Origin of the sequence: Streptomyces sp. WM4235 (genome assembly GCF_001279725.1) — a bacterium.
Lineage (GTDB): Bacteria > Actinomycetota > Actinomycetes > Streptomycetales > Streptomycetaceae > Streptomyces.
The window spans coordinates 1-634 of the sequence record NZ_LGDE01000251.1 but is presented as its reverse complement, the minus strand read 5'-3'; the positions used below and the strand labels follow the sequence as shown (position 1 = coordinate 634).

2 protein-coding genes are annotated in these 634 nt (G+C 72.6%); both read right to left on the bottom strand.

Annotation, left to right across the window (positions count from 1 at the left end):
• Positions 1-261, bottom strand: a 261-nt coding sequence (locus ADK55_RS18590) for an iron chelate uptake ABC transporter family permease subunit (RefSeq protein WP_159041459.1), incomplete at its 3' end; no start/stop codon positions are given.
• A partial coding sequence (locus tag ADK55_RS18585; protein ID WP_159041458.1) for an ABC transporter substrate-binding protein occupies positions 258-634 on the bottom strand: 377 nt, incomplete at its 5' end. The genes ADK55_RS18585 and ADK55_RS18590, both read right to left, overlap by 4 nt.

Sequence of the window (634 nt, the reverse complement as noted above, 5' to 3'; positions counted from 1 at the left end):
GGCCTGCAACACGGTTCCGGCCACGGCGAGTCCGGCGCCGACGACGGCGCCGAGGAGGAGGCGGGGCATCCGTACGTCCCACACGATGGCACCGGCGGCTCCACCGCCGGCTCCCGCTCCGGCTCCGGGCCCTGCGGGGAGGACGTCGATCACCTGGCCCGGGGCCATCCGTACCGCGCCCAGCGCGAGGCCCGCGACGGCGGAGGCGACCAGGGAGGCGGCGAGCAGGACGAGGACGACCGGGGTGCGGCGCGGGCTCACGCGGCGTCGGGGTGCAGTTGGCGCCCCAGGGACTCGGTGGCGTCGGCGACGCGCACGCCGAGGACGGCCGTGGACAGCGGGAGGACCACGAACCGCTTGTTCTTGATCGCGGGAACCTGTGCGAGAGCCGGGTCGTTCAACAGGCGCTGCTTCTTGGCCTCGACCGTGGTCCCCGCGTAGTCGTAGATCAGGATGACGTCGGGCTTGCGTTCGATGACCTTCTCCCAGGACACGTCGCCGAAGGTGTCGTCGAGGTCGGCGAACACGTTCGTCCCGCCGGCCAGGGAGACGATCTCGTTGCCGATGCCGGTGCCCCCCGAGGTCGAGGCGGAGGCCTCGCCCGAGTCGTAGGCGAAGACGGCCGGCTTGGACT